18 protein-coding genes and 1 pseudogene are annotated in these 20,468 nt (G+C 72.7%); 6 read left to right on the top strand and 13 right to left on the bottom strand.

Features of this window, described 5'->3' with window-relative positions; translation table 11 throughout:
• Window positions 1–147 precede the first annotated feature (147 nt).
• Window positions 148–942: pseudogene (locus ACZ4NT_RS03910) on the top strand (PrpF domain-containing protein); the annotation flags it as partial.
• 24 nt (window positions 943–966) lie between these two features.
• Here the strand turns inward: ACZ4NT_RS03910 and ACZ4NT_RS03905 are convergent.
• A complete protein-coding gene (locus ACZ4NT_RS03905; RefSeq protein WP_121409247.1) occupies window positions 967–1,779 on the bottom strand; it encodes an SAM-dependent methyltransferase in 813 nt (270 codons plus the stop codon).
• A 188-nt stretch (window positions 1,780–1,967) separates the two neighbouring features.
• Entirely contained in the window at window positions 1,968–2,495 is a 528-nt protein-coding gene (locus ACZ4NT_RS03900; protein WP_183117270.1) for an NUDIX hydrolase family protein, read from the bottom strand.
• 182 nt (window positions 2,496–2,677) lie between these two features.
• Here ACZ4NT_RS03900 and ACZ4NT_RS03895 point away from each other — a divergent pair, with 182 nt between their 5' ends.
• The 3 genes from ACZ4NT_RS03895 to ACZ4NT_RS03885 all read left to right on the top strand — a co-directional run bounded on the left by ACZ4NT_RS03895 (window position 2,678) and on the right by ACZ4NT_RS03885 (window position 5,855).
• Window positions 2,678–3,172, top strand: a complete 495-nt coding sequence (locus ACZ4NT_RS03895) for a VOC family protein (protein WP_121409245.1) — start codon at window positions 2,678–2,680, stop codon at window positions 3,170–3,172.
• Window positions 3,173–3,402: 230 nt separating this feature from the next.
• Window positions 3,403–4,602: a serine hydrolase domain-containing protein gene (locus tag ACZ4NT_RS03890; protein WP_467723186.1), complete on the top strand. Its 1,200-nt coding sequence runs from the start codon at window positions 3,403–3,405 to the stop codon at window positions 4,600–4,602.
• A gap of 416 nt (window positions 4,603–5,018) precedes the next feature.
• Window positions 5,019–5,855, top strand: a complete 837-nt coding sequence (locus ACZ4NT_RS03885) for an alpha/beta fold hydrolase (protein ID WP_467723184.1) — start codon at window positions 5,019–5,021, stop codon at window positions 5,853–5,855.
• A gap of 31 nt (window positions 5,856–5,886) precedes the next feature.
• Here the strand turns inward: ACZ4NT_RS03885 and ACZ4NT_RS03880 are convergent, their stop codons facing one another.
• From ACZ4NT_RS03880 to ACZ4NT_RS03840, 9 genes are all read right to left on the bottom strand, one after another.
• Window positions 5,887–6,237: a UBP-type zinc finger domain-containing protein gene (locus ACZ4NT_RS03880; RefSeq protein ID WP_121409242.1), complete on the bottom strand. Its 351-nt coding sequence runs from the start codon at window positions 6,235–6,237 to the stop codon at window positions 5,887–5,889.
• Window positions 6,234–7,691 (bottom strand): ATP-binding protein, encoded by a 1,458-nt coding sequence (locus ACZ4NT_RS03875; RefSeq protein ID WP_121409241.1) that lies wholly within the window; start codon window positions 7,689–7,691, stop codon window positions 6,234–6,236. The genes ACZ4NT_RS03880 and ACZ4NT_RS03875 overlap by 4 nt, the downstream gene beginning before the upstream one ends.
• Entirely contained in the window at window positions 7,688–9,364 is a 1,677-nt protein-coding gene (locus ACZ4NT_RS03870) for an FAD-dependent oxidoreductase (RefSeq protein ID WP_121409240.1), read from the bottom strand. Before ACZ4NT_RS03870 ends, ACZ4NT_RS03875 begins: the two co-directional genes overlap by 4 nt.
• A gap of 86 nt (window positions 9,365–9,450) precedes the next feature.
• On the bottom strand, window positions 9,451–10,707 hold the full coding sequence (locus tag ACZ4NT_RS03865) for a DUF4032 domain-containing protein (protein WP_121409239.1): 1,257 nt from the start codon (window positions 10,705–10,707) through the stop codon (window positions 9,451–9,453).
• Window positions 10,708–10,818: 111 nt separating this feature from the next.
• Window positions 10,819–11,628, bottom strand: a complete 810-nt coding sequence (locus ACZ4NT_RS03860; RefSeq protein ID WP_467723181.1) for an N-formylglutamate amidohydrolase — start codon at window positions 11,626–11,628, stop codon at window positions 10,819–10,821.
• A 27-nt stretch (window positions 11,629–11,655) separates the two neighbouring features.
• Window positions 11,656–12,111: a cyclic nucleotide-binding domain-containing protein gene (locus ACZ4NT_RS03855; protein WP_121409237.1), complete on the bottom strand. Its 456-nt coding sequence runs from the start codon at window positions 12,109–12,111 to the stop codon at window positions 11,656–11,658.
• Window positions 12,112–12,284: 173 nt separating this feature from the next.
• Window positions 12,285–13,094 (bottom strand): SAM-dependent methyltransferase, encoded by an 810-nt coding sequence (locus ACZ4NT_RS03850; RefSeq protein WP_121409236.1) that lies wholly within the window; start codon window positions 13,092–13,094, stop codon window positions 12,285–12,287.
• 201 nt (window positions 13,095–13,295) lie between these two features.
• Complete coding sequence (locus ACZ4NT_RS03845) at window positions 13,296–13,541, bottom strand: DUF397 domain-containing protein (RefSeq protein ID WP_121409235.1); 246 nt, start codon at window positions 13,539–13,541, stop codon at window positions 13,296–13,298.
• Window positions 13,542–13,543: 2 nt separating this feature from the next.
• Window positions 13,544–14,410: a helix-turn-helix domain-containing protein gene (locus tag ACZ4NT_RS03840; RefSeq protein WP_467723178.1), complete on the bottom strand. Its 867-nt coding sequence runs from the start codon at window positions 14,408–14,410 to the stop codon at window positions 13,544–13,546.
• Between the two features lie 470 nt (window positions 14,411–14,880).
• Between ACZ4NT_RS03840 and ACZ4NT_RS03835 the strand changes: the two genes are divergently transcribed.
• A complete protein-coding gene (locus tag ACZ4NT_RS03835) occupies window positions 14,881–15,639 on the top strand; it encodes a DUF6624 domain-containing protein (RefSeq protein WP_467723176.1) in 759 nt (252 codons plus the stop codon).
• A gap of 202 nt (window positions 15,640–15,841) precedes the next feature.
• Window positions 15,842–16,369 (top strand): hypothetical protein, encoded by a 528-nt coding sequence (locus ACZ4NT_RS03830; RefSeq protein ID WP_121409234.1) that lies wholly within the window; start codon window positions 15,842–15,844, stop codon window positions 16,367–16,369.
• A 396-nt stretch (window positions 16,370–16,765) separates the two neighbouring features.
• On the opposite strand, the gene ACZ4NT_RS03825 is transcribed toward ACZ4NT_RS03830, so the two are convergent.
• Together ACZ4NT_RS03825 and ACZ4NT_RS03820 are read right to left on the bottom strand one after the other, a co-directional pair.
• Window positions 16,766–18,757 (bottom strand): hypothetical protein, encoded by a 1,992-nt coding sequence (locus ACZ4NT_RS03825; protein WP_467723174.1) that lies wholly within the window; start codon window positions 18,755–18,757, stop codon window positions 16,766–16,768.
• A gap of 193 nt (window positions 18,758–18,950) precedes the next feature.
• On the bottom strand, window positions 18,951–20,129 hold the full coding sequence (locus tag ACZ4NT_RS03820; protein ID WP_121409504.1) for a phospholipase D-like domain-containing protein: 1,179 nt from the start codon (window positions 20,127–20,129) through the stop codon (window positions 18,951–18,953).
• Between the last annotated feature and the right edge of the window lie 339 nt (window positions 20,130–20,468).

The raw sequence follows: 20,468 nt of genomic DNA, 5'->3' as shown, positions 1-20,468 counted from the left end.
GTGAAGGGCGTGGAGTGATGTCCCCGGTCTCGGTGAAGGGCGTGCGGTGAGGTTGTCGGTGCCGCCCCGACGTGGCGGGTCGGGGGCGGCGGCATGGTTCCGCCCCGATCGTCCGCCGGACGAGGCCGCGCGGCAGGCGGTAGGGCCGTCCTGGCCGGGGTCGGCCCCTTCGCCGTCGAACGGGGGCCGGTCGCGCCCCGGGACGGACGGACGCCGGTGAGGATCCGGATGGTCAACAGCGGTGACCTCGCCACCGCGACCTCTCCCACGCGGGACCGGTGGGTGTCGTACTCGGGGACGACGGAGATCTCCCGCGTGCCGGGCGCCGCCGCACCCGTGGTGATCGAGTTCCGGCGGGGCGGCAAACCCCTTCTGGCGACCGGCAGTTCACGGGACGAGGTGGCCGGCGTCGAGGTGACCCGCGTCGACAACGGCATGCCGACCGTCCTGATCGCCGCGGCCTCCCTCGGGGTCACGGGCTACGAGGAACCCGCGGAACTGGAGAAGGACCGCGCGCTCGGCGAGCGGCTGCGGCAGATCCGGCTGGCGGCCGGCCGGCTGATGGGGCTGGGCGACGTCGGCGGGACGACGGTCCCCAAGCTCACCCTGCTCGCCGCTCCGGTGCACGGCGGTGCCGTCATGACCCGCACCTTCGTTCCCGTCCGCTGTCACACCGCGATCGGTGTCCTCGGAGCCGCCGGCGTCGCGGCGGGCCTGCACCTGCGTGACGGCGTCGACCGAGGAATCGCGCAACTGGCGTCGAAGGAAGCGCAGTTGCGCATCGAACACCCCACCGGCTTCCTCGACGTCGAGAGCCTCGTCGAGGACGACACGCGCGGCGGCGGGCCTCCCGTGGCCGGCCGCACGGCCGTAGTCCGCACCGCACGAAAGATCTTCGACGGCACGGACTTCCCTGCCCTGCCACGACGAGGTTCGCCCGGCCCGGCTCCTGAGGCCCTGCCCAGGTCAGGGCTTGACGGCGACCGCGCCGAACTGCGGTACGACGGAGGCCGTTTCGGAGCCGGCGCGCCACTGCGAGCAGGACACGAGGCCAGGGGTGACGAGGTCCAGCCCCTCGAAGAAGGCGGCGATCTCCTCGCGGCTGCGCGCGGTGATGGGCGGGGTGGCGTTCTCGTTCCAGAACTTCATGGCCTCGACGTTGCCCTCGCCGCCGAGGTCGGCGTCGGTGGTCGGGTGCGTCAGGGCGAGGAAACTGCCCGACGGGACGGCCGCCATGACCCGGCGCACGATGTCCTGCGCCTTGGCGGTGTCCAGGACGAAGTTGAGGATGCCCAGCATCATGACGGCGACGGGCTGTTCGAGATCGAGGGTGGACGCGGCGCCCCGGACGATGGTGTCCGGGTTGTGGACGTCGGCGTCGATGTAGTCCGTGACGCCCTCGGCGGTACTGGTCAGCAGGGAACGCGCGTGGACGAGCACGATGGGGTCGTTGTCGACGTACACGATCCGGGATTCGGGCGCGATGCGCTGCGCGATGTCATGGGTGTTGTCGAGGGTCGGCAGCCCGGTGCCGATGTCCAGGAACTGCCGCACCCCGCGTTCCCCGGCCAGGAACTCGACTGCGCGGCGCAGGAACTGACGGTCCGCCAGCGCCACGTCCCGGATCACCGGGAACATCGAGGCGACGTGCTCGCCGACCCGCTGGTCGACCTCGTAGTGGTCCTTGCCGCCGATCCAGAAGTTCCAGACCCGGGCGTTGTGCGCCACTGCGGTGTTGAGTCTCCCCGAGGCCCCCGTCGGGCGCTGCGTCTCGCTCATGTCGTTCCCTTCCCTGGGCACCCGCGGGCGTCCGGGTGCGTACGGCCGCCACGGCGGCACCAGACCGTCGCGGCCATTGTGCCTCCTTGATCGGGAACCCGCTCCCGTACGGCCGGACGACCGACCGGGCCGCGGGGCAACGGCAGTTGGGCCGCCGCATCCCGAGTCCGGAAGGTCACCGATCCCGATCAGGACACGCAACCCACATGCGCCAGCGCCTGCTTGAGCAGTACCCCGTGGCCGCCCGGCATCTCGTTGAGCACCATCGGCGACAGCGCCTCCTGAGGGCTGAACCAGACCAGGTCGAGCGCGTCCTGCCGCGGGCGGCAGTCGCCGGTCACCGGGACGATGTAGGCGAGGGACACCGCGTGCTGCCGAGGGTCGTGATAGGGCGTGACCCCGTGGGTCGGGAAGTACTCGGCGACGGTGAACGGCTGCAGCGACGCCGGGACACGGGGCAGCGCCATCGGGCCCAGGTCCTTCTCCAGATGACGCAGCAGTGCGTCCCTGACGCGCTCGTGGTGCAGCACCCGGCCGGAGACGAGGGTGCGGCTGACCGTCCCGTCCGGACCGATGCGCAGCAGCAGCCCGATGCTGGTGACTTCGCCACTGTCGTCGACGCGCACCGGCACGGCCTCGACGTACAGGATCGGCATACGGGCGCGGGCCTGTTCCAGCTCGTCGGGGGTCAGCCAGCCGGGCGAGGTCTCGGTCATGTCAGACATTGGGTGATCATACTTTCCGTGCCCCCCGTTTAGCTCCCACGACTCGGGACCGATCGTGCAGACGCCCGCGGCGCGCCCGTCCGGATGCTCCCCGGCGGTACGGCGGAGGTCTAGAGTGGGCCCGCCAGTTGGTTGAATTGCCAACCAGGTCTTCGACTACGTAGGAGCCCCCCATGGAACCTGTGGACCTGGCCGCCGTCGAGGCGGAACGCGCGCGCATCCGGGAGACCTACCTGGCGGACTCGGACCGTCCGGCGAGCGCCGCCCGCGGCGTACATCACGTGGCCCTCCTCTCCTCGGACGTGGAGCGGACCGTGCGCTTCTACCAGGAGATCCTGGAGTTCCCGCTCACCGAGATGATCGAGAACCGCGACTACAAGGGTTCGACCCACTTCTTCTTCGACCTGGGCAATGGAAATCTGCTCGCCTTCTTCGACTTCCCGGGTCTCGACCTCGGCCCGTACGCGGAAGTCCTCGGCGGACTGCATCACCTCGCCATCTCGGTCGACCCCACCACTTGGGCGCGGCTGCGCGAGCGGCTCGGCGCCGCCGGAGTCGACTACCAGGAGGAGAGCGGCACCTCGCTCTACTTCCGCGACCCCGACGGCGCCCGCGTGGAGCTGCTCGCCGACCCGCTCGGCGAGATGTACGGCACCACCGTGCTCTGACGCCCGGGGCCGCCCCGGCGGCCGGATCCCCGGCCCGCCCGACGGTCGGCCCCGAGGCAGTGACCGTCCGGCTGCCCCGGCCGGCGTCGCCCGCTGCCGCGCCCGGTCCGGGCGGCGGCCGGGTACCGCCCCGAGGTTCGTGTGCTGGGCCGTATGCAGCAGCACCGGGGGCAGGCGACCGGGAGCTCCGCCGAGGCTGGAGGCTCAGTCCCCTCACCTCAGGAGCCGAGATGCCTCTGCGCCCCCTGCCGTCCCGCGGTGCCGTCGTGTCACCGGGTCTGCGGAAGGCCGCCCTCGTCGCCGTGTGCCTGGCAGCGCTGGCCCCCGCCACCCCGAGCGCCGCCGCCGGCGCACTCCCCGCAGCCCCGGACGACCGCACGCTGCAGCGGGAGATCGACGCGTTCGTGCAGACCCCGGGCGGGCCGCCCGGAGTCGTCGCCGTGCTGCGCGACGGCCGGAAGAGCCGCGTCCTGCGGGCCGGGGTCGCCGACGTCCGCACCGGCCGGGCGCCGCGCGCGCACGACCACATGCGCATCGCCAGCGTGGCCAAGGCGTTCAGCGGAGCGGTGGCGCTGACCCTGGTCAACAGCGGCGACCTCGCACTGGACGACACCCTGCGCAAGCGACTGCCCCGACTGCCCCGCTCCTGGGGTTCGGTGACGCTTCGTCAGTTGCTCAACCACGCCAGCGGCCTGCCCGATTACACGGAGGCCCCCGCGTTCCGCGAGGCGGTGACGGCCGACCCCCGGCGCCACTTCGACTCGCGCCGGCTGCTCGACTACGTGGCGGACGAACCGCTGAACTTCAAGCCCGGCTCGCAGTACCGCTACTCCAACTCCGACAACATCGCCGTGGCCCTCATGGCCGAGGCCGTCACCGGCACGACCTACGAACGACTGCTTGAGGAACTCGTCTACCGGCCGCTCGGCCTGCGCGACACCACGCTGCCGCAGGGCTACCGGCTGCCGAAGCCCTATCTGCACGGCTACGACGTCAGCGTGCCCGACGCTCCGGAGGACATCAGCGAGGTCCTGAGCGCGTCCGGCGTGTGGGCCTCGGGAGGCATCGTCTCCACGCCCGCGGACCTGTCCCGCTTCATCCGCGGGTACGCGGGAGGCGAGCTCTACGGCGGCAAGGTCGTACGGGAACAGCGGCGCTGGGTGAAGGGCGCCTCCGAGCCGGCGGGTCCGGGACGCAACAACGCGGGACTGGGGATCTTCCGCTACACCACCCGGTGCGGTGTCGTGCTGGGGCACACCGGCAACTTCCCCGGGTACACGCAGCTCGCCACCGCGACCCCGGACGGCCGCCGCTCGCTGACCTTCTCGATCACCACGCAGATCAACAAGGATCTGGCCCCCGAGCAGCTGAAGCGACTGCGCGCCATCGAGGAGGACTTCGTCTGCGCCGTGCTCAAGAAGGGGCGCTGAGGTCCGGCGCCCGTCACCGTGACCGCGTCCGGGGCGGGGCCCGTCACGGGTCCCGCCCCCACGGACTGCTCCGAGTGGCGGACGCTCGCCAGACCCCGGCCCGCCCGTGGACCGGGCCCACCCGGGCCCCGGGTCGCGCTCGCCCCCGGCGCCGCGCACGCCGGAGCCCTGCCCCGGCTGGGTCCCGCTCGACCCCCGGCGCCCCGCACGCCGGAGCCCGGCATCGGGCCCGTCCGGCATCCCGCCCACGCGGCATCGGACCCGTCCGGCACCGGGCTCGCCGAGCCCCGGCCCCGCTTCGGACTCCGGACTCCGGCCGGCCACACCGTCGGCGGCGATGAGTTTGCGACGGTGCCGCAGTCTCCCCTCCGTCACCGCGCATGCGGGGACACCGCCCTGCGGAAGGAACACCGCCCATGACCGCCACCCACCGCCTCGACGTGCCCGGCGCCCGCCTGCACTACGAGGTCCGCGGCTCCGGCCCGCTGCTGCTGGTGATGGGAGCGCCGATGTCCGCCGCGGCCTTCGCACCGCTGGCCGACGTCCTCGCCCGTGACCACACGGTCGTCACCCACGACCCGCGCGGCATCGCGGGCAGCACCCTCGACGACCCGGAGCAGGACTCCACCCCCGAGCTGCGGGCGGACGACGTCGCGGCCCTGCTGGACGCCCTCGGCGCGGAGTCGGCGGACGTCTTCGGCAGCAGCGGCGGCGCGGTGACCGGGCTCGCCCTGGTCGCCCGGCATCCGGCCCGGGTCCGGACCCTGGTCGCACACGAACCGCCCCTGCTGGACCTCCTCCCCGACGCGGACGAGCGGCACGCCGCGACCGACGACATCATCGAGACCTTCCATCGGGAGGGCGTCGGGGCCGCCTGGATGAAGTTCATGGTCGTCTCCGGTGTCGCCGACAGCGTCGAGGGGCCGCCCCCTCCGCCGGCCGGCGAGCCCTCGGCGCAGGACCTCGCCGACAGCGCCCGGTTCTTCGCCCACGAACTGCGGGGCACCACCCGCCATGTGCCCGACGTCCCGGCCCTGACGTCGGCACCGGGCCGTGTCGTCGTGGGCATCGGCGCCACCTCCGGACCGCTGCTCACCCACCGGACGTCCACCGCGCTCGCCGCGCTGCTCGGCACGCGCCCGGTCGAGTTCCCCGGCGGCCACGGCGGATTCATGGAGCAGCCCGAGGAATTCGCCGAGGTGCTGCGCAAGGTGCTCGCGGCCGGGGGAGCGGGGGGTCGCGACGCGGGCTGACGGCAGACCGTGCGGGCCGGCTCCGGGCGGGTCAGCGCAGGGTGTCGGCCCAGTTCGCCGGGACGCGTCCGGCCGGGCCCGGCACCGGCTGCTCGTCGGGACGGCTGAGGGGCGGAGCCAGGTCCGGACCCGACTCGTACAGCTCGGAGGTGTCGAAGTTCCAGTACCAGTGCTCGCCGGGTTCGAAGCTGCGGATGAGGGGGTGTCCGGTCTCCCGTGCGTGCGCGGTCGCGTGCTTCGACGGTGAGTCGTCGCAGCAGCCGATGTGCCCGCACTGGGCGCAGCGCCGCAGATGGAACCACCATCCGCCGATGGCGTCGCAGTCACCGCACCCCGTGCCGCTCGGCGGGACGCTGGGATCGATTCCGGCGGGCAGGGTCATGACGGCTCCTCGGGTGTGTCGGGTTCCGCGGCGGTCAGGGGCAGGCGGACCTGGAAACGGGTGTCGCCCGGCACCGACTGCACCTCCAGATGTCCGTGGTGCTTGTTGACGACGATCCGCCAGGAGATGTCCAGGCCGAGGCCCGTGCCCTCGCCCACCGGCTTGGTGGTGAAGAACGGATCGAAGATGCGGTCGCGGATCTCCGCGGGAACCCCGGGCCCCGTGTCACGGAACTCCACCAGCAGCCGGTCCCGGTCCAGCGCGGTCCGCACGGTCAGCGTGCCGTCCCGGTCCGTGCCGTTCATCGCCGCCACGGCGTTGTCGACGAGGTTCGTCCACACCTGGTTCAACTCACCGGGATAGGCCGGGATCTTCGGGAGCGTACGGTCGTACTCCTTGACCACGGTGATGCGGGAACCGATCTTGCCGGAGAGCATCAGCAGGGTGCTGTCGAGCAGTTCGTGCACGTCGCACACCTGGTACGGGGCACGGTCGAGCTGGGAGTACTGCTTGGCGGCGTCCACGAGATGCGAGATCCGGGTGGTGGAGTCCTCGATCTCGTTCATCAACAGTTCGGTCTCGACGGTGTAGTTGAGCCAGCCCACCGCGCCCGGCAGGATCTCCGCGTCCACGGCCGCCGCGACCTGGTCGAGCCAGTCGACGTCGAGCCCGGCCTGTACGAAGGTCGGCGCGAGCCGCCAGCCCTCGGCGATCCCGTGGTCGTCGAACCAGTCGCCGAGGGTGTCCTCGCGGTCCGAGGCCTCCAGCGGGCTCAGCGCGGGGGCCTTCGCGACCCGTTCGGCCGTGCGCTCCTGGATCTCGATGAGGTCGGCCAGGGCCTGGCGCGAGAAGGGGCCGGTGGCGATGATGCCGAGCTTGTGCCGCATCTTCGCCACCCGTTCCCGCAGGCTGGAGGTGGCCCGGACCGCCGCGGCGGCGGGGTTGTTGAGTTCGTGGGTCAGGCCCGCCGACAGCGAGCCGAGCGCCAGCAGCCTTTCCCGCTGGCCGATCACCTGCTGGGTGTTCTTCGAGCCGAAGAACAGGCCCTCCAGCAGGTGCACCGCCATCGGGAACCAGTCCTGCATGATGGCCGCGAACGTCTCCGAGGGCAGCACGAAGAACCGCGAGGGCTCGGTCACCCGCATCGAGCTGTTGTACACCGGCCGCACCCGGTCGCCGAGATAGGCCTGCATGGCGCCGGAGTACACACCGCGGCTGGAGCTGCGGCTGATCTCCACGTCGTCGTTGCCGACCCGGCGCGAGAGCACCACCGTGCCCTCCAGGAGCACGAAGAAGCACGTGGCCTGCTCGCCCTCGGTGTAGACGGGCCCCGGCTCGAACCGCTCCACCCGGCCCTCCCGGCACAGCCGGTCGAGCTGGTCGCCGTCGAGCTTCTCGAACAGGAACAGCGTGCTGAGCTCGGCGACGCTGCACGGCACCGGCTGCCCGCTCACGACTGCTCCAGGTAACGGTGGACGAGCATGACGGCCATGGCTCCCTCTCCGACCGCGGACGCGACGCGCTTCGCGGACTCGGCCCGCGCGTCGCCGGCCACGAACACGCCGGGCACGTTGGTCTCCAGGTGGTACGGCGGCCGGTCCAGTTCCCAGCCCGCCGGCGGCTGCCCGTCGGCGGTCATGTCCGGGCCGGCCATGATGAACCCGCGCGGGTCCCGCAGCACGGTCCCGTCCAGCCAGCCGGTGAGCGGAGCCGCACCGATGAAGACGAACATCCACTGCGCGTCGACGAGTTCCGTGTGGCCGCTCGCCACGTCCCGCAGGGTGAGCTGCTCGAGATGGTCCGAGCCGTGCGCGGCCTCGACGACCGTCCCGGTGCGGACGCTGATGTTGGGCGCGTCCTCGATCTGCTGGATGAGGTAGTGGGACATCGACGCGGACAGCGACGAGCCGCGCACCAGGATGGTGACCGACTTCGCGCCACGGGACAGGTACATGGCGGCCTGCCCGGCCGAGTTGGCACCGCCGACGATGTACACGTCGTGGCCCTGGCACGAGGACGCCTCCGTCAGCGCCGAGCCGTAGAACACCCCGCAGCCGGTCAGGTCGGCCAGCCCCGGCGCCTCCAGCTGCCGGTACGACACCCCGGTCGCCAGGATCACGCTGTGCGCGGCGATCGCCGAGCCGTCCGAGAACCGGATGGTGCGCGCCGCCCCGGTGACCTCCAGCCCCGTCACCTCCCGCGCGGTGAGGATCTCCGCGCCGAATTTGGCCGCCTGGCGCCGCGCGCGGTCGGTGAGCTGCGCCCCGGACACCCCGTCCGGGAAGCCGAGGTAGTTCTCGATCCGTGAGCTCTGGCCCGCCTGTCCGCCCGTCGCCGACCGTTCCACCAGGACCGTCCGCAGGCCCTCCGACGCTCCGTAGACCGCGGCTCCGAGACCGGCGGGGCCGCCGCCGATGACCACCAGGTCGTAGAACTCGGCCGCCGGCGTCGTGGCGAGCCCGACGTGGGCCGCGAGGTCCGGGTCCTCGGGCTCGACGAGCGGTGTCCCGTCCGGTGTGATCACCAGGGGGAGCCGTTCCTCGTCCGCCCCGGCGGCCGACAGCAGACGACGGCCCTCCGGCGTGTCCGACGAGTACCAGCGGTACGGCACCTGGTTGCGGGCCAGGAACTCCCGCACTCCAGAGGACCGTGCCGACCAGCGGTGACCGACCACCTTGCAGACCGCCACGGGCCGGTAGTCGGAGGCCCGCCAGGCGTCCAGCAGATCGTCGAGGACCGGGTAGAGCTTCTCCTCCGGCGGGTCCCACGGCTTGAGCAGGTAGTGGTCCAGGTCGATCACGTTGATCGCGTCGATGGCCGCGTTCGTGTCGGCGTAGGCGGTCAGCAGCACCCGCCGCGCCCCCGGGTACACGTCGAGGGCCTGCTCCAGGAACTCGATCCCGTTCATCTGCGGCATCCGGTAGTCGGCCAGGATCACCGCCACCTGGTCACCGCGCAGCTTCAGTTCCCGCAGGGCCTCCATGGCCGCCTCGCCGGACTCCGCCCGCACGATCCGGTGACTCTCGCCGTAGCGGCGCCGCAGGTCGCGGGCCACGGCGCGCGACACACCGGGATCGTCATCCACGGTCAGAATGACGGTCCTCGCAGAACCGGCGGCCTGTGCCATGCGTCTCCCACCCCGAGCAGGTCCGTGTACTGGCTCAATCGTATGTATGAACGGTCACCTTCGCTCCTGAACCGCGACGTGCCTGGTCACCGGCCCCGGGCGGTCGGCTCGGATTCCCCGGAGGGCGACGGCAGCTCCTTGCGCACCCGGGGCAGTATGTTCGCCACGAAGTCCTCGACGGCCGTGTCCAGGCCGATGTCGTGCTGGGCGTGCTCGGACAGGTACCAGCGGTGCTCCAGCAGTTCGTGGTACAGCTCGGCCGGGTCCATCGAGCCCCGCAGGTCCAGCGGTACGGCGCGCACGGTGGGCCGGAACACCTCCCGTACCCAGCGGTGGGCGAGGACCTCCGGGCGGGCGGCGAGCGGATCTCCGGGTGCGTAGTCGTCCTGGGTGGCCATCCAGCTCTCCAGGTCGTTCAGCAGCCGGCGCGCCTGGTTCTCCTCCGCGTCGAGCCCGGTCAGCCGCAGCAGCTGCCGCTGGTGGTGTCCGGCGTCGACGACCTTGGGGACGAAGGTGACCGTGTCGCCGCTGGACGAGTGGGCGATCTGCATCTCGGCGACGTCGAAGCCCAGGTCGTTCAGCCGCCGGATCCGGCGGTCGATGTAGTGGTGCTTGCCTGCCGGATACACGGAGGTGCGGGTCAGCTCCTGCCAGAGGCCCTGGTAGCGCGCGCAGATCTCCTGTCCGAACTCGATGGGGTCCACCGAGGGGTGCAGCGCCCCGGCGGCCTCCAGGTCCAGCAGCTCACCGCTGATGTTGACCCGCGCCAGGTCGAGGTCGTACGTGCGCTGGCCCTCGCTGAGTCTGGCGTGGAGCTCCCCGGTCTCGGCATCGACCAGGTATGCCGCGTAGGCGCCCGCGTCCCTCCGGAAGAGCGTGTTGGAGAGCGAGCAGTCGCCCCAGGCGAAGCCCGCCAGGTGCAGCCGCACCAGCAGCACGGCGAGCGCGTCCATCAGCCGGTGCATGGTGGCCGGGCGCATCGTCGTCTCGAACATCGACCGGTAGGGCATCGAGCCGCCCAGGTGCCGGGTGATCAGGACCGGTTCGAGGGGGCCGTCCGGCCCGACCCGGCCGGTGACGACGGCGAGCGGGTCCACCGACGGTATGCCGAGCCGGTCCAGGCTGCGCAGCAGCTCGTACTCGCGCAGCGCGGGCCGCTCGGCGAGTTCCTTGACGGCCACCACCTCGGTGCCGGCGCGTGCGTAGCGCACCACATGCCGGGAGATGCCGCGGGGCAGCGGCACCAGGTGGTGCTCGGGCCACTCCTCCAGCGGGAGCTGCCAGGGCAGTTCGAGCAGGAGCGCGGGGTGCTCCGGGTTGGTGGCACTGATCTGCAAAGCCATCGCTGTGCTGCCCTCGCCTCAAGGTCGATCTTCGCCGCAGGAGCATCACCGCATCCGCGCGCCCGTTTCGTCAACCGGGTGCCCGCATGGTGGCGCGGGCGCGCGGGAGCGCTAGGTCCGGGACACCGCGTCGACCAGGTCCGCCAGCGCCGTCGCGAGGCGGCCGAGCCCCGGGCCGGCCGGACCGCCCGGTTCGCTCATGTAGGTGTCCCGCCGGATCTCCACCATCAGGGCGCTCACGCGGGGGTCCCTGCCGTGGAACGCGAGCGGGACGTAGGCACCGGAGAACGGGCTGTCGGTCCCGGTGCCGCCGAGTCCGGCGCAGGCCTCCCGGGCCGCGGCGAGGAGGCCGGGCGGCGTGTGGAAGGAGTCCGTGCCCAGGCAGACGGGAGGCCTGGGTCCGTCGCCGTGCAGCTCGTACGGCAGCCGGGACGTGGGATAGGAGTGGACATCGACGATCACGGCCCGCCCGGTGGCGGCCAGCCGGCCGGCCACCGCCTCCGTCATGGCCCGCGCGTACGGGTGGTAGTAGCGGTCGATCAGCGGCTGCGCGTCGACGTCGTCGGGGCGCAGCGGCGCGCGCTGCGTGGTGCGCGTGTAGACCGCGCCCATGCCGACGGACCGCATCTCCTCGCGGTCGTCGGGGAAGCGTTCCGGGTCGATCACCAGCCGGGACAGCCGGTTGACGAAGCGCCAGGGCGTGACCTGGGCGAACTCCGCGGCGCGTGCGGCCAGTTCGGCGGTGTGCGCGTCCGTGATGTGGTCCAGCTCCCGCTCCAGCGCGGCGTCGTCGAGGACGATGCCGGCGCGTACGGCGTCCGGTATCACCCGTGCGGAGTGGGGCACGTGCAGGATCACCGGGGAGCCGGCGCCACCGGGGAGGAGCTCGAAGGACTCGTGATCGTCACCTGTGTCGGTCATGGGGCGATTGTCGCGGCCGCCCGGAGGTCACCTCACCACACCGCCATGGCGGGCGTAGTGCTCGATCAGGGCCTGCCGGGTCGATTCGAGGCGGTTGGCGAGGATGGCGCCGATCGTCCGGGTCAGGGAGAGCTCCAGGGCGGAGTCCCGGGCGCACAGTGCGAGCACGGCGTCGGCCTCGAACTCGTAGGCGCGTACGGGACTGAACGCCTCGGCGCCGAAGTCCCAGCGGTGCGGCGGGAACAGCCAGGACCAGCCGAGCAGATCGCCCGGCCCGAGGGTCGCGACCGAGATGCGCCGGTCCGCGACGACCTGCTGGTAGAGCGAGACCGTTCCGGACCGGATCACCCAGAAGCGGTCCGCGATCCCCCCGGCTTCGAAGATCTTTCCGTCGGCGGGGAACGCGACCTCGCGGGCCACGCCCATCAGGCGATCACGATGGTCGGCGGAGAGAGCGTGCAGCAGCCGGAGAGAAGTGGGCATCGCGGACCTCCGTCGCGCCGCCCCGGGGGACATGCGGCCCCGGACCTGTGGCGGGATGCGGCGCATCTCGTACCGGTTGTCTTCCGTCACCCTCCATTGGAGCGGACGGAGCGCGTTCCGTCGCGCCGGAGGCCGGAATCCCCGTGGTTACCGGCCTCCCGGGGCCCGGCGCGTCACGGTTTGCGTGCCACGCCCCCGTGCACGTCCGTGGGCTCGGGCGACGTGCCGGGCGCGGGCCGCCACAGCGGGCAGGACACCACGCCGGGCTCGACCAGCTCCAGACCCTCGTAGAAGGCGGTGATCTGCTCGGGGCTGCGCAGCACGTACGGGACGGCGCCGGTGTCGTCGTAGCCCTGCTGGGCCTCCTTGAGCGCGGCGTCCGTGTCGGTGCTGTCGTAGTGCACGAAGTAGCTTCCGGAGGGCAGGGCGGCCTGGAGGCGCCGGACGATCGACCTGGCCTCCTCGTAGTCCTGGATGTGGCCGAGAATGCCCATGAGCATCAGGGCCACGGGCCGGTCGAAGTCCAGGATCCGGCCGGCCGCCTCGATGATCTTCTCGGGCTCGTGCAGGTCCGCGTCGATGTAGTCGGTGATCCCCTCCGGTGTGCTGGTCAGCAGCGCCTGGGCGTGGCGGAGCACCAGGGGGTCGTTGTCGACGTAGACGATCCGGGACTCGGGGGCCACCCGCTGGGCGACCTGGTGCGTGTTGTCGTACGTGGGCAGGCCGGTGCCGATGTCGAGGAACTGGCGGATGCCGAGCTCACCGGCCACGAAGGTCACGGTGCGGATCAGGTAGCCGCGGGAGGCGCGGGCCATGGCCTCGATGTTCGGGGCCACTTCGCGGTAGGCGTCGCCCGCCTCCCGGTCGACCTCGTAGTTGTCCTTGCCGCCCATCCAGTAGTTCCAGATGCGGGCCGAGTGCGGCACCGTGGTGTCGATCCTGGACAACGCCTCCCGGTCGGGGAGGGACCGGCCGTCTGCCATGGAGATCTCCTGCCGTGCGTCACTCGTGGGCTGCCGTCAACCTATCCGCAACTACCGCAAGATCGCCGTTCGTTGGGGCGACAGGGGCGAGGGGCGGACAACCCGCACGGCGGGAGGGTCGTGCGGGTTGTCCGGTGGTGCGGGCGTGGTGGCGGTGCACGGCCCGCACGCTCGTGGCACCGGCGTCGTGCGGCCGGCGCGTCAGGCGATCAGGAAGTCGGCCTGCCCGGACTTGACGCCGGCCAGGAACGACACCATCTCGTCCCGGGAGTAGATCAGCGCGGGCCCGTCGGGGTCCGTGGACTGGCGCAGCGCCACGCTGCCGTCGGACAGCCGTTTGGCCTCGACGCAGCTTCCGCCGTTCGTGCCGCTCCAGGGCTTCAGCCAGCCCTCGGTTCCCAGGTCGGTGGCGGTGACGCCGCCGCGGACGGGGTCCGTCGGTCCCATGGTCACAACTCCTCACGCAGTTCAGCCAGGATGTCCCTGGTCCGAGCGACCGGCTCCGCCTGCACGGACATCCGGTCCAGTACTTCGAGATAGGTCACGACGTCGGCGGGCTGGTCGACATAGACCGCGCCGGCGAGGCTCTCGGTGTAGACGACGTCGGGCAGTTCCGAGAAGCCGAAGCGGAAGTAGTGGAACGGGCCGAAGGCGCCGGGATGCGCCCCCACGCCGAAGCGCATGATCTGGATCCTGACCTTCGGCATGTCCAGCGCCTCGGCCAGCCGGTCGATCTGGGCCCGCATCACGGCTGCCCCGCCGACCGGCCGCCGCAGCACCGTCTCGTCCAGGACGGCCCAGACGGCGGGGGCGTCCGGCTTGCCGAGCAGATCCTGGCGTCTGACGCGCAGGTCGACCCGGCGGGCGATGTCCTCGGGCGTCTCGTTCGGGAAGCCGACGTGCAGGAGGGCGGCGGCGTACTCGGGTGTCTGCAACAGGCCCGGGACGTAATGGGGTTCGTAGAGGCGGATGACGCTGGCTTCGCTCTCCAGGCTCACGTAGGCGCTGAACCACTCGGGCAGCACGTCGCGGTACTTGTACCACCAGCCCGGCCGGTTGGCCTCGCGGGCGAGCGCGAGGAAGTCCTCGACCTCCGTCGCCGGAACTCCGTAGGTGTGCAGCAGTTCCTTCACGTACGGGATGCGGAGGCCGACTTCCGCCTTCTCGATCCGGCGGACCGTCAGGGGCGTGACCTCGATGGCCCGCGAGGCATCCTCGTACGAGACTCCGGCCTGCTCCCGCAGGTGCCGGAGCCGCTTGCCGAGAACCATCCGCAGGACGGTCGGCGCGCTGCCGCCGGAGCGGTTCTCGCTCACGTCCTGCCTTCCGGTAGGGGCGTCACAGCGTGCAGTGTGGCACGCGGTGACCGACAGAGACAGAGCGATGCGGATCGTTCTGAAATTATCGGAACGCCGGTTGCGGCCCGTGTCCGTCCGCCACCATAGTGATCGAGGGACCCGTCGCCCCGTGCGTGGCGACGGCGCTCAACTGCGGGCAGCCGTACTGCACTTGATGGATCACCAGGTGCGGGCGCACCGCACACGACGTGACGTGAGACCTGGTGACCACCGTGACGGACGGACGATGGAGGAGTCCCGGCGAGGGGGAGGCCGGGGTCCCTGAGGCGCTGACACAGGCCGGTCCCGGCGTGCCCGCGCACGGCGCCCCGCTGCCCGACCGCCGACCGTCCCCGCCCGGCTCCATGGGCCGGGGCGACCGAGCGCACCTCCCGCCGTCCGGTGACGCGCGTTCCTCGCTGCCGGGCGATCGAACGGGTGCTCCGCGCATGCCGCAGCCGGACCCCCACCCCGGCCGGCCGGACGCGCCGCTGCCGCACGGCCGCGCCGGTCGTGTGGCCGTGGACCGTCCGGCCGGTCGGGAGGGCGAGCCGCCGGGCCGGACGGCCCGGGGTTCCGCCGGCGACGCCGGGACCGCCGTCGCCGCGGGCCGGCGTGCGGTCGGCGGCGTGCCGCGCGCCCGCCGCCCGGAGCAGGGCCCCGGCGGCGGCTCGCCCCCGGCCGCGGCCCCGGAGGACCGTGCCATGGTCCCCGCGCTCGCCACCCTGCTCGCCGGGGAACTGGTGCGCCGGGTGGACGAGGACGCCGGGCTGACGCGGCGGGCGCAGACGGATCCCGCCCCGCACACCCGCCGGGCCATCGCCGCATGCCGCAGGGCCAACGGCGTCGCCCTGGAGGCGATCGTGTCCCGGCACGGCTGGCCGACGGCGGACCGGGTGGGGGCCGCCGCCTCCACGGCCGCCCTGATGATCCTGCTGCACACTCCCGACCTCGACTTCCAGCTGCTCTGCCGGGACCTCATCGCCCAGGCCGCTGCCGACGGGCGCTGCCCGGCGGCCCAGCACGCCTACATCGCGGACCACTGCGCCGTGGAGCTGGGCGAACCGCAGTTCTACGGGACCCGGGTCAATCCGGTGACCCTGCGGCCCTACGCGATCCGGCAGCCCGGCACCATCGACGAGCGCCGCCGTGACGTCGGACTGTGCTCCCTGGACGAGCAGATGCGCGCCCTGCGCCGGACCGGCTGAGCGCGCCGGCTGCCGCGCCGCCGGGCGTGATGTGCAGCACGCACCGGGACGTCGCCGGCGCCCCGCGGGAAAGATTCCCGCTGCGCACGGCTTGATCGACGATCACGGGGGGAGAATTCGCTGGCCACGGTACGTTCCGTGCATTTGACACTGCGTCGAGCGCACGGATAAGAAGCACCTCTCGGAGGTCGAGAGGTGAACTGTGTACGAGCCGAATGTGGTCGGAGACTGGCAGGAGTGCGACGAGCACGCCGGCCTGCGTGTCCGCGTCCACGGCTTGGAGAAGGCGGAGCCCCCGCGCGGCCGCGACGACGCCGCTGAAGGGCTCACCTATTTCAGATTCCGGGTCACCGTCGAGAACCGCGCGATCGAGCACTTCGGCATCCACCTGGAGGACGGCCAGATCGACGTCCGCCTCGGCACGGACGGCGAGAGCGCCCTCCTCGACTGGCGCAACTCGCAGTTCATCGAGGGCTTCGACCTCTACCCCCTGCGCCGTGCCACGGCTGTCGCGTACGCCGCCGGAACGGACGCCGACCTGACCCGCGTGGACATCCAGGTGCAGCTGAAGGTCGACGAGGAGTGGACCGACCGCTACCTCTGGTCGGGCGGGGTCGGTCTGCCCGAGGACCACGTCGGCGCCGGCGTGCGGACCGGCGCCGTCGAGGAGAGCCTCGCGTGCCAGGTGAGCAACTTCCTCAGGGAGGAAGCCGGCCCCGGCGCAGAGTAGGGGGCTCCGGCGTCAGCCGACGCACCCGGAACCGACCGCGACCCCCGGTGCCCGGGCCCGGGACCGCAGGGCACCGCCGACGCCCCGGTCGGCGGCGGCCCGCCGACCCGGTACGTGCCGCGCACGCCCGCCACGGACGGCGGGGCCCCTCCCGGCAGCGCGCCCGCGGCCGAGCCCGCCTCGAACGCGGCCGAGCCCGACGCCGCTCCTCACGAGGTGGTGACCGGGCACCCCGGTGACGTACCCGACCGGCTCACGGCCGCCCCGTCGCCGACCTGCCAAGGCCGCCGGGACCGCGGGCGGCGGACCGGCGGCGCGCACGGCGGCCGGCACCGAGGCCCGCCGCAAGGAGCTGCGCCCGCGGGCGGCTCGGGGACGAGTTCGCGGCGGCCCGCGTCACCCGTGGCCGCCGACCTCCCCGAGGGCGTCCCCGTTCGCGAGTAACCCGGTGGCCCGGGTGCGGGACGTCTCCGCCGCACGTACGGCGAGGGTGCGGCCCGGGCGGGACTCCGCGACGTCCCCCGTGATCTTGATCCGGACGACGGCCCGGCTGCCGGCCGCCACGACGTACCAGTGCCCCGAGCCGGCCCGCCAGCGGGTACGCGCCAGGACGTGCTGGCCGAACCGGCTGCAGGCCGCCGTGGAACGGGCCCGTGCCACCACCCGGGCCGGTGCGGACGCGGAGGCGGCGGGCGTCCGCAGCCGGACCACGACGTCGCCCGGCCCGCGCCAGGAGGAGGCGCGCACGCAGGACCACACGGCGCGGCCGCCGTGTTCGGGCAGGTCCTGGTCAGCGAAGTCCCAGGCGTTGACCGCCCGGACGCCGTTGCCCCGCACCTCCCGCAGCCCGCACCCGAGCCGTGCCCAGGCCAGCAGCGCCTGCGGCCCGGTCGCCTCACGCGGCTGGCGGCTCGGCGGAGCCCCCGCACCCGGGTCGGGCAGCGGCGTGTAGGTGAGGTGCACCGGCGAGAGGTCGCCGAGGTCGGTCAGCAGGAAGGCGTGCTTCTCGACGATGCGCGACGACGAGCGCAGCTGCAGCACCGGCAGACGGCTGCATCCCGTCCCCGCGGCGGCGCTGGGGACGGGAGCGGTGATGCCGTCCGGGCCGACGCGCAGCCGCCGGGCCGATGTGTCGGGGCGCAGCAGGTCACGGGTCTGCGCCTCCGAGATCCAGGGAGCGGTGAGGAACCGCGCCGTGCCCCGCCCGCGCGCGACGACCACCGCGGCGGCGGTCGTCACGTCGGCGTCGTCGGCGCGCGCCACGGCGAGAGAGGGAGGCCCGTCGGAGGAGAGGCGCTCGCTGTAGCGGACGATCCGCTGGGCGTCGTGGAACAGGACGACGGCACGGTGGTCGACGTCACCGGCGAAGAGCAGCTGAGGCGACCGCGGGGGCGGGTCCACGGGTGTGCCGGGCGCGATGTCGGTACGGACGGTCCGCGACGGGCGCGCCCATGCGGAGAGCGCGCGTGCCAGCAGGCCGTCGTCGTCGACGCGCCCGCCACGGGCGGGCCAGGCGGTGAAGTCGACGCGCGAGGTGTCGGCCCAGGTGTCGCGCGGCGCGCGGGTCAGCTGCCGTGGACCGGGCACCGGGCCGTCCGGGCCGGAGACGGCGGCCGTGGGCGAGGGGGTGTCGTCGGTGCCGGGCAGCGCCCACACGGTGACGGCGATCAGCAGCGCGGCCAGCGTCCCCCAGGCGCACCACAGCCGGCGGCGGCGCCTGAGCAGGTCCGTCGGGCGGGTCTGGACGAAGCAGGCGTCGAACTCCCGGGACCTCAGCAGCGTCTCGGCCTGTTCCCCGACGGTCGAGTCGAGGCGTTGACAGGCGCGCAGGGTGCTCTCGGGATCGCGGACCCCGGCTCCGGAGAGGATCTCCGCCACCTCCGTCCGGGAGAGCCCGTCCAGGCGGTGCAGCAGGAACGCGGCGCGGGCGTCGGCCGGTGCCGTGGCCAGCAGCCGTCCGAGGGCCATGTCCTCGGCCCCGCCCGCGGCGGGGAACAGCCGCAATCCCCACACCATGGGCAGCTGCGGGACGAGTGCGCCGGGCGGCGGCAGGGCGGCGGGCCAGCCGCGGGGGCGCCGCTCGCGGGCCAGCGCGGCACGTACGACCTGCTGACGCAGGCCGCGGACCTCCGGCACCGCCGGTTCCGTGGCGCCGGAGCCCGCGGTGCCGGACGACCGCGGGGCGGGCAGCCGGCCGCGGACTCCGGGCAGGGCCCGCTGCACGATGCCGTGCGCCAGCAGGATGCGGCGGTGCCGGCTGAGGGAGACGGGGAGCGTGAGGTAGGCCAGCCGGGTCAGGTCGCCGTACTGGACGATCAGGGCGGACTCGGCCCGGTCGAGGGCGGTCCTGGTGCCCGTGGCGGGACGTCGTTGCCGGGGGCTGTACATGGAGCGCGTGCCTTCCGCATCGGATGCAGTTCACTGCGCTGCTTCAAACGAGTGAATCTTTGGATGGTCACAACACCCGCGTAGGGGTGAGCCCCCGGGACCGCCGTCCCGCTTCCGTCGACGCCGTCCCGCCCGCGTCAACCGCCGCCCCGCCCCCGTCAACCGCCGTCCGGCCTCAGGTGCCGCCGTCCGGTCAGAGGAACCGCCGTATCGGCTGCACCGCGTACTCCTTGAGCCGCTGGACCGTCGGACGGTGCTTCCAGCGCTCGGGCTCGATCGTCACGGCCCGCTCCCGGTCCTTCTCGAAGTCCCGGTCGAGCACGGCGGTGAACTTCTCGTCGAGCACGGCGAGCATGACCTCCTCGTCGTGTTCCATGGAGCGCCGGTTGAAGTTGGTGGAGCCGATCAGGGACGCCACTCCGTCCACCGTCAGGATCTTCGTGTGCAGCATGGTCGGCTGGTACTGGCTGATCTGGACGCCGGCGGCCAGCAGCTTGCTGTAGTGGTGCTGGCCGGCGAGTCGGCAGGCCCGCTGGTCGGTGTGCGGACCGGGCAGCAGGATCTCCACGCGCACGCCCCGGCGGGCGGTGGCGGCCAGCAGGTCGGCGAAGTAGTCGTCCGGGGCGAAGTAGGCGGTGGACAGGCGCACCCGCTCCTCGGCGGAGGTGAGCATGACGCGGATGAGCGTCTGCATGTCCTGCCAGCCGAACCCGGCCGAACCCCGCACCACCTGCACGGTCGAGTCGCCCGGCTGGCCGTGCTCGGTGAACCGGTCGCGCTCGTCGAACAGCTCGTCGTGGCACTCCGCCCAGTTCTGGGCGAAGGCGGCGGCGATGCCGTCGACCGCGGGTCCGCGGACCTGCACGTGGGTGTCGCGCCATTCGGAGGGGTTGCGGGCGTCGCCGCACCACTCCTCGGCGATGCCGACGCCACCGGTGAAGGCGGTGTGCTCGTCGACGATCAGCGCCTTGCGGTGGCACCGGTGGTTCTGCTTGAAGGGCGAGAGCCACAGCGGCTTGCGGAACCAGGCGACCTGTACGCCGGCGTCGCTCATCGACCGCAGCAGGTCAGCCTCGATCTCCTTGGCCCCGAAACCGTCGAGTAGCAGCCGCACGCGCAGGCCCGCGCGGGCGCGGTCGGCCAGCGCCGCCGCGAAGTCGCGGGCTATCTGCCCCTGCCAGTACACGAACGTCATCATGTCCACGGTGTGCCGGGCGGAGCGGACCGCGTCCAGCATGGCCGGGAAGATTTCGTCGCCGTTGTGCAGGGGGACGAGTTCGTTGCCCTCGGTCGCGGCGATTCCGATCAGCCGTTCCAGTCTTCTTCGCAGCCGCTGCTTGCGCGCTTCCGTGTCGCCCCCACCCGTGGCCATGGTGTCCTCGTGCTGGACCTCCAGCGCAGTGCCTTCCCGCATGTCACGTCTCCTGTGTTCGTTCGCTGTGTGCCGCACGGTCTCGGCCGGACCCCGGGCCACCGGTTCGGCGGGCACACCGCAGGACCGCTCGCCGGATCGGCGGGACCGCTGGGGGAGGGGCGGCCGCGCCCGCCCTGTGCCTCCCATGGCGCGGCCGTGCCCCTCCGCTCGACCGCGCGGGCGCCGGGGTGACCCGTCCCCTCCGCCCCGCGCGGGAGCATCGCCACTGACGCGACCGGGGGGGAGTCCGCCGGTGGCACACGTTCTGGTGCCCCGGATCCGATACCGTACTCCGAG

Source organism: Streptomyces sp. NPDC026417 (genome assembly GCF_055567695.1).
Note: the sequence above shows the minus strand (reverse complement) of the source record. Positions and strands in the feature narration are given on the sequence as shown.

What these genes read in the sequence shown, in the direction of transcription:
- ACZ4NT_RS03905 (WP_121409247.1), bottom strand. Translation starts at nt 1,779, where the DNA reads ATGAGCGAGACGCAGCGCCCGACGGGGGCCTCGGGGAGACTCAACACC.
- ACZ4NT_RS03900 (WP_183117270.1), bottom strand. Translation starts at nt 2,495, where the DNA reads ATGACCGAGACCTCGCCCGGCTGGCTGACCCCCGACGAGCTGGAACAG.
- ACZ4NT_RS03895 (WP_121409245.1), top strand. Translation starts at nt 2,678, where the DNA reads ATGGAACCTGTGGACCTGGCCGCCGTCGAGGCGGAACGCGCGCGCATC.
- ACZ4NT_RS03890 (WP_467723186.1), top strand. Translation starts at nt 3,403, where the DNA reads ATGCCTCTGCGCCCCCTGCCGTCCCGCGGTGCCGTCGTGTCACCGGGT.
- ACZ4NT_RS03885 (WP_467723184.1), top strand. Translation starts at nt 5,019, where the DNA reads ATGACCGCCACCCACCGCCTCGACGTGCCCGGCGCCCGCCTGCACTAC.
- ACZ4NT_RS03880 (WP_121409242.1), bottom strand. Translation starts at nt 6,237, where the DNA reads ATGACCCTGCCCGCCGGAATCGATCCCAGCGTCCCGCCGAGCGGCACG.
- ACZ4NT_RS03870 (WP_121409240.1), bottom strand. Translation starts at nt 9,364, where the DNA reads ATGGCACAGGCCGCCGGTTCTGCGAGGACCGTCATTCTGACCGTGGAT.
- ACZ4NT_RS03865 (WP_121409239.1), bottom strand. Translation starts at nt 10,707, where the DNA reads ATGGCTTTGCAGATCAGTGCCACCAACCCGGAGCACCCCGCGCTCCTG.
- ACZ4NT_RS03860 (WP_467723181.1), bottom strand. Translation starts at nt 11,628, where the DNA reads ATGACCGACACAGGTGACGATCACGAGTCCTTCGAGCTCCTCCCCGGT.
- ACZ4NT_RS03855 (WP_121409237.1), bottom strand. Translation starts at nt 12,111, where the DNA reads ATGCCCACTTCTCTCCGGCTGCTGCACGCTCTCTCCGCCGACCATCGT.
- ACZ4NT_RS03850 (WP_121409236.1), bottom strand. Translation starts at nt 13,094, where the DNA reads ATGGCAGACGGCCGGTCCCTCCCCGACCGGGAGGCGTTGTCCAGGATC.
- ACZ4NT_RS03845 (WP_121409235.1), bottom strand. Translation starts at nt 13,541, where the DNA reads ATGGGACCGACGGACCCCGTCCGCGGCGGCGTCACCGCCACCGACCTG.
- ACZ4NT_RS03835 (WP_467723176.1), top strand. Translation starts at nt 14,881, where the DNA reads ATGCCGCAGCCGGACCCCCACCCCGGCCGGCCGGACGCGCCGCTGCCG.
- ACZ4NT_RS03825 (WP_467723174.1), bottom strand. Translation starts at nt 18,757, where the DNA reads ATGTACAGCCCCCGGCAACGACGTCCCGCCACGGGCACCAGGACCGCC.
- ACZ4NT_RS03820 (WP_121409504.1), bottom strand. Translation starts at nt 20,129, where the DNA reads ATGGCCACGGGTGGGGGCGACACGGAAGCGCGCAAGCAGCGGCTGCGA.